General features: G+C 56.6%; 4 protein-coding genes. All 4 read left to right on the forward strand.

All coding sequences use genetic code 11. The features are described 5' to 3' along the window. Positions 1-297: 297 nt before the first annotated feature. Positions 298-1,626 carry a DUF3945 domain-containing protein gene (locus tag BSCG_RS04795; protein WP_008777082.1) on the forward strand — a complete coding sequence of 443 codons (1,329 nt, stop codon included), beginning with the start codon at positions 298-300 and terminating at the stop codon, positions 1,624-1,626. 26 nt (positions 1,627-1,652) lie between these two features. Next, positions 1,653-3,752, forward strand: coding sequence for a type IA DNA topoisomerase (locus BSCG_RS04790; protein WP_008777083.1), 2,100 nt, complete (start codon positions 1,653-1,655; stop codon positions 3,750-3,752). Positions 3,753-3,789: 37 nt separating this feature from the next. Further along, positions 3,790-4,257, forward strand: a complete 468-nt coding sequence (locus BSCG_RS04785; RefSeq protein WP_008777084.1) for a DUF1896 domain-containing protein — start codon at positions 3,790-3,792, stop codon at positions 4,255-4,257. Then, the coding region (locus BSCG_RS04780) for an N-6 DNA methylase (protein ID WP_008777085.1) at positions 4,247-7,156 on the forward strand (2,910 nt) is incomplete at its 3' end. The genes BSCG_RS04785 and BSCG_RS04780, both read left to right, overlap by 11 nt.

The raw sequence follows: 7,156 nt of genomic DNA on the forward strand, positions 1-7,156 counted from the left end.
TCTTGATAATCCTCCTACCCCACCGTATTCTCTGTCATGTACTCAAAAACGGGACCGTTCTTTTCCGGCCCGCCGTTCGGATCATCTAAAATATCCGATGAATGATTCTTCCGCAACGTCTTGATGTTGCCTGCGATGTATAAAACGAATCACACAAAATAGGAAACAGGAGACATTTCATGCCAACCGGTAGCCACTTGTACCCGATCGTCACGTTCCCTCTCGTCCTACAACCACTTAAGCCTACCTTCGTACCGCAATTAACTTTATTGTTTCACAATTTAATCCGATTGATTTATGGACAATCTCAAAGATTTCAAGAACGAGGCATTGGTAGTCACCAACGCCTCCGAGGGTAACACGCCGCACATCGTTCAGGGTATTGAGCCTGACGGTTCACTCCGCACCAAACCGCTGGCACAGGCAAAGCCCTCCGAGACTTTTCTGCACATCGACCGCAACGAGTCCGTGATCGGGACGTTCTTCTCCAACATGAACCGCCAGTATGATCGACCGTCGGACTTCCGCTTCTACCACCTGCCGGTGGAAATGTTATCCGCAGCCAAGGACCTGGTGGAAATATTCAAGTTTCCCAAAGAGAACGAACAGCTTCTTTCCAGTTACGCCATTGACATCCGGCAACCGGCACAGGAGCAGAGCATCACGGGCGACACTCCGCAACAGACCACCCGTTGGGGAGTGGACGAGATGGATTGGCAGCAGCTCGCACGCATGGGCGTAACCCCCGAATCGTTGGGCGAAACGGGCATGCAACGCCTGCTGAACGGCCACGAGTCCGCCGTCCTCGACATCAGGATCTCCTTCGAGGGTATCGACTTTGAAACGCCGGCCTGCATTCGTCTGGTGGAATCAGCCGGCGGCAAACCGGTCCTGAACGTGGAGTGCTGCAAGCGGTATCCCGAACTGGACCGACCGTACATGGGTACGGAGCTTTCTCCCGAAGTGAAAGAGAATCTTTCCAGGAGCAACAATGCCGGCTGCGTCGTTGAGCTGGAACTTGCCGGAGGAGTGCGTGAGCCGTGTCTGCTCTCGCTCAATCCCAAAACCAACCGCCTGCACCATGTTCCGGTCAGTGAAATCACCATACCGCAGGAAGTGAACCGAGTACGACTCTCCGACGACCAGACCACAAGGCTGGCACGGGGCGAGTCCGTGCTGGTTGAGAACATGTGGTCCGAAAAGAAACAGGGATATTACGACGCACGCCTCCAGTATAACGTCTGCAAGGGCGGCTTCACTTATGACTTCAGGGGGCTGAATCGCAAACAGGCGCAATCAGAGACACAGATGCGAAGCCGTGAACTGGTCATACCACAGGTACTCAAAGGCGTCGGGCTGACACCCGAGGTACGGGAGAAGTTAGCCGCCGGCAAGACAGTCCATATCAAGGACATGACTGACAACGAGGGAAACTTGTTCAGTGCTTTCGTCCGTGTCAACCACGAGCGGGCAAAGTTCGATTTCTTCAAATGGAACCCGGACAAGAGCAAAAAGCAGGGACAGTCGCAACAGGCGGCCGTCCGTCAGGACGGCACGAAGCCGGAAAACACCGTCAGCCGGAACCGCCCGGTACAGAAAACCGATAAGAAAGGAGTATCCATTTAACCATTCACATAAATAATACATTATATATGAAAGTTATCATTGCAGAAAAGCCCAGCGTGGCGCAGGCCATAGCGTCCGTAGTGGGCGCACGCCAACGGAAAGAGGGATATCTAATGGGGGACGGATATGCCGTGGCATGGGCATTCGGGCATCTGGTCGGTCTTGCCATGCCCGAAAGTTACGGTCTCTCCGGTTTCCGTCGGGAACACCTGCCCATATTGCCACAAGAGTTCAGGCTTGTTCCCCGCCAGGTGCGAGAGGGTAAGGCTTACAAGGACGATCCCGGAGTCGTCAGGCAATTGGGAGTGATCCGGGACCTGTTCGACAGGTGCGAGTCCATCATCGTCGCCACCGACGCAGGTCGTGAGGGCGAGTTGATTTTCCGTTACGTGTACAACTATCTCGGTTTTACCAAGCCCTTTGCCCGTCTGTGGATCTCCTCGCTCACCGACAAGGCCATCCGTGAGGGGTTGCGGAATCTCAGGGAGGGAAGCCTTTACGACAACCTTTACCTCTCCGCCAAAGCCCGCAGCGAGGCGGACTGGCTCGTGGGCATCAACAGCTCTCAGGCACTCAGCCTTGCCGCCGGACAGGGCGTGTTCTCCCTGGGACGGGTACAGACACCCACATTGGCGATGATCTGCTCACGCTACCGGGAGAACAGGCAGTTCGAGTCCCGGACATATTTCCGGATAAAGGTTTCGGTCTCTAAAAACGGCATCGACTTTTCCGCACTCTCACAGAACCGCTTCGATGATCTCGACACAGCCACCGCCAAGCTTCGTGAGGTTAAGGACGGCGGTACGCTTGCCGTCACTTCCGTAGAACGCAGGGAGGCCGTTCAAGAGCCGCCGTTGCTCTATGACCTGACCGCCTTGCAGAAAGAGGCCAACAGCAAACTGGACTTCTCGGCCGACAAGACGCTCACGCTTGCGCAAAGCCTGTATGAGAAGAAGGTGCTAAGTTATCCGCGTACCGGCAGCCGTTATATATCCGAAGATGTCTTCGAGGAGATTCCCTCACGCATAACGCTCTTGCAACAATATCCACGCTTCGCCGCCATCGCATCCGCTTTGCGGGACACACCGCTCAACCGCCGTCCGGTCGATGATGCCAAAGTCACCGACCACCATGCGCTGCTCGTTACCGAGAACCTGCCCGAAGGTCTGTCGCAGGACGAGCGGGCTATCTACGAAATGGTTGCCGCACGCCTGCTCGAAGCCTTCTCCCCGCATTGCGTCAAGGAAATGACCGAAGTTGCCTTGTCCGCAGGCGGTGAGATATTCACCCTCAAGGGGGCGGTCGTCAAATCCGCCGGTTGGCGTGCCGTGCGTGGTGAACCGGAAGAGGAGGTGGAGGAAGCCACATTGCCGGAGTTACAGACGGATGAAACCCTGCCGCTGCTCGCTTCCGAAACGGTGGAGAAGCAGACCAAGCCCAAACCGCTGCATACCGAAAGTTCGCTGCTCTCCGCTATGGAGCATTGCGGCAGGGAGATCGGCGACGGGCAGCTGCGTACCGCAATCTGGGAGGCCGGTATCGGAACTCCGGCCACCCGTGCGGCCGTTATCGAGACATTGTTCGCCCGTAACTATATACGCCGGGACAAGAAGAACCTTGTGCCCACCGAAAAAGGACTGGCGGTTTACGATACGGTAAAGGACAAGAAGATTGCCGATGTCGAAATGACAGCGGCGTGGGAGGAAACCCTCGCCAAAATAGAAACCGGAGAGGCCGATGCGCCCTCTTTCCGCCGGGACATAGAGGTCTATACCGCACAGATCGTTGCCGAACTGCTGGCCGCCACCCTCGATGTCGCTCCTTCAGGGGAGCAATGCACCTGTCCCAAATGCAAGAAGAGCCGCATCCTGTTCTTCGACAAGGTCGCCAAATGCGCCGATGTCGATTGCGGATTCACCCTGTTCCGCAACAAGGGAGGCAAGGTGTTGACCGACAAACAGATTGTCGGGCTGGTGACCACAGGCCGCACCCCTCTTGTCAAAGGCTTCAGGAACCGTGAGGGCAGGAGCTTCGATGCCGCACTGGTGCTTAATCCCGATTTTACCGTAGGCTATTCCTTCCCGGACAGGAAACCGCAGGGAGAAAAAAGCGGCAGGAAGAGATAACCCGTCCGGAATTGTATCACTTAATAACGATAATTATATGAATCAGAATAAATCCAACGTGCCGGTATCCGTAGCGGAAGAACCGGATGAATTGTCTTACTACCGTCTTACCCTGTTGTCCTTCCTGCGTGAGTCGCATCCCGATTTGGCGGATGACGAGTCTTTTGTCGCCACCCGTAGCGAGCAGGCCGCCGAAGCCTTCAGCGCAGCCGTCCGTTCCGGCCTGACCTACGACGATGCGGCACAACAGGCGAACGCCCTGCTTTTTCAGGGGTTGCATTTCTCTCCTCTGGACACGCTGGTTACCGTCCTCTGGAACGAGTTCGCCGCCGAAGTCCCCGAAGGCAGCGCACGCAGCGTGGCCTTGCAGCTGCTTCCCGAATGCCGGAAGGTCTTCGCCGGCTATACGCTCTCGGATGATTTCATGTTCAGCCCGGAGTTCGGGCAGCTCTATGACGAGCTGACAGGTATGGTTGTAATCTGGTTGGAAGAGAATGGCTTATAATAAAAAGGCGCATCTCAGGGACAATATAGAGGTAATCCGGCTGATGTTCCGTTTGGAGAAGGAACAGCGCACCGCCACACCGGAGGAAGCGGGCATACTCACCGCCTACTCCGGGTTCGGAGGTATCAAGGCGGTTCTTTCCCCTTTCGGGAAACTCACCGACATACTCCGCTGGACACAGACCGACCGTGAACTGTTCCCCCTGATTACGGAACTTCACAACGTCCTGCGTGACGGGGCCGCTGACGAGCGTGAGTACAGGAGGCTGGTGGCAAGCGTGAAGGCATCCACCTTTACCGCTTTCTACACGCCGCCGACAATTGTCAATGCCATTGCCTCTTCTTTGGGCGAACACGGAGTGTCGCCCGGCCGTTTTCTCGATCCTTCATCGGGAACCGGCAATTTTGTCTCGGCCTTCCGACCGCAATGCCACTCCGCATCCGGCAACATTCCCGAAATTGTTGCCTATGAAAAGGATTTGCTTACCGGCCGCATCCTTGCCCGGCTCCATCCCGAAGCGCAGGTCAATATCAAGGGCTTCGAGGAGTTGCCCCCGCACCGCAACGGCTATTTCGATGTGGTGAGCAGCAACATCCCCTTCGGTGACATACGTGTTTTCGATCCCTCCTTCGACAACGGCACGGCGAGGCGTTTTGCGCTGAACAGCCTGCACAACTATTTCTTCGCCAAAGGGTTGGATGCCGTCCGTGAGGGAGGCGTCCTCGCCTTCATCACCTCACAGGGGGTGATGAACTCCGCTATGGCCTATCCCGTAAGGCAATACCTGATGAACCGATCCCGGCTGTTATCGGCTGTCCGCCTGCCCAACAACCTCTTTACCGACTATGCCGGTACGGAGGTGGGCAGCGACCTGATCATCTTGCAGAAGGACACGCTTTCCCAAAGGGAATATACGTCACTCGAACGGTCTTTCGTGGAAGTCGGCACGCAGGCCGACGGGACGACGCAGAACGAGTATTTCGAGCATACCGCCGCCATCGTGCATACACGTGGCCATGTCGGTACCGATCCCTACGGCAAGCCGGCACGCATCTACCTGCATGACGGGGGTATGGAAGCCATCGCCGCCGACATGAAGTATTTCCTTGACCGCAACCTCTCGGAACAGCTCGATCTGGACTTGTATCTCCGCCATTCACCCGTGCAGGAGTTCCGCAATCTGGTGAGCCGTCCGGCGGAAACCATGCAGCAACGCATCGCACAGGTGCGGGAAATCAACCGGTCCGGTAACATGAACGGACATTCCACTTCTACGGATCGACAGGCGGTACAGGTGGAGCGTCGGACTTCCACGCCGGAGCAGCCCTCAACGGATGCCCGGCCAACCGCCGCAAAGACCACGCCGGAGCCGGTCATGTCCCTGTACGACCTTTTCGGCTTCACACAAGAGGAGCGTTCACAGGTCAGGAAAAGGAAAACAAGGAGCACGAAGAAGGACTCCAGGCAGTTGTCCCTTTTCGATATGCCACCGTTGGAGCAACATCCCGCCCCGGCCGAACCGACTCCCCAAGAGAAAGAGCGGCAGGAGCGGGAACGGCAAGAACAGGAACGCCGCCGGCAGGAGGAAGAGGCCGCACGGCAGGAACGCATGAAGCCCCGTCCTTATCCGGCCGGCCTGCAGGGACACCACCGCAACGGCTCCCTTGTGGACGATGACGGGCAGATAGGCTACCTCTCCGCCATTGGCGGGGCCGCACCGGTATTCAACCCGTTGGATCTGCCCGAACGCCAGCGACGCCGTGCGTCGCTCTACATCGAGATACGTGACACCTACCATCACCTGTACGAGAACGAGGCGGCCGCCCATGCCGCAAATCCGGCGTTGCGCACCATGCTCAACACTCTTTACGATGACTTCATCCGTCAGTTCGGCAATCTGAACGACAGGAAGAACATCGACCTGTTCCGCATGGATGCGGGCAACCGTGAGATATTGTCGCTGGAACGTTACATCGACGGCCGGGCGGTCAAGGCCGACATCTTCGACCATCCCGTCTCGTACAACATCAACGAGATCACCCATACCGATGATGTGCACGAGGCACTCACCGCCTCGCTCAACAAGTACGGCAACGTGGACATGGCGTACATGGAGTCCCTGACCGACAAATCGCAATCTGACTTGTTGGAGGAACTGCGTGGACGGATATTTTACAATCCCCTCTCGAAGAACTACGAGATTGCCGACCGTTTCATTTCCGGCAACGTCATGGCCAAGGCCGAACACATCGAGGAATATTTGCTGTCGCATCCCGACAACGGCGAGGCACGTATTTCCCTCGAAGCCCTGCGGCAGTCGCTGCCCACGCCCATACCTTTCGAGGATCTGGATTTCAATTTCGGCGAGCGTTGGATACCGGCGGGAGTGTACAGCCGCTACGCCTCATGGCTGTTCGACACGGACGTGTCCGTCCGTTATACCGCCAGCAACGACGAGTACAGCATCAAGGCCGATATGACATCCCCACGCATCATGAACCAATATTCGGTGCGTTCGGAAAGCCGCATCTTCAACGGCATCGCCCTTATGCGCCATGCCATCCACAACACCACGCCCAACATCACCAAGACCGTATTGGACAAGACGGGCAAGGAAATGAAGATACGTGATCCGGAGGTTACCCTGCTTGCTAACAGCAAGATTGACGAGATCCGTAACGGCTTCTCCGACTGGCTCATGGAACAGTCGCCGGAGTTCAAGCGGAAAATGGCGGACATGTATAACCGCAAGTTCAACTGCTTCGTCCGTCCCAAGTACGACGGCTCGCACCAGAGCTTTCCCGGTCTTGACCTCAAGGGGCTGGGCATTCCCGACCTGTATCCCAGCCAGAAGGACTGCATCTGGATGCTCAAGCAGAACGGAGGGGGGATCGCCGAT

It is taken from the genome of Bacteroides sp. 2_2_4 (assembly GCF_000157055.1).
Lineage (GTDB): Bacteria > Bacteroidota > Bacteroidia > Bacteroidales > Bacteroidaceae > Bacteroides > Bacteroides ovatus.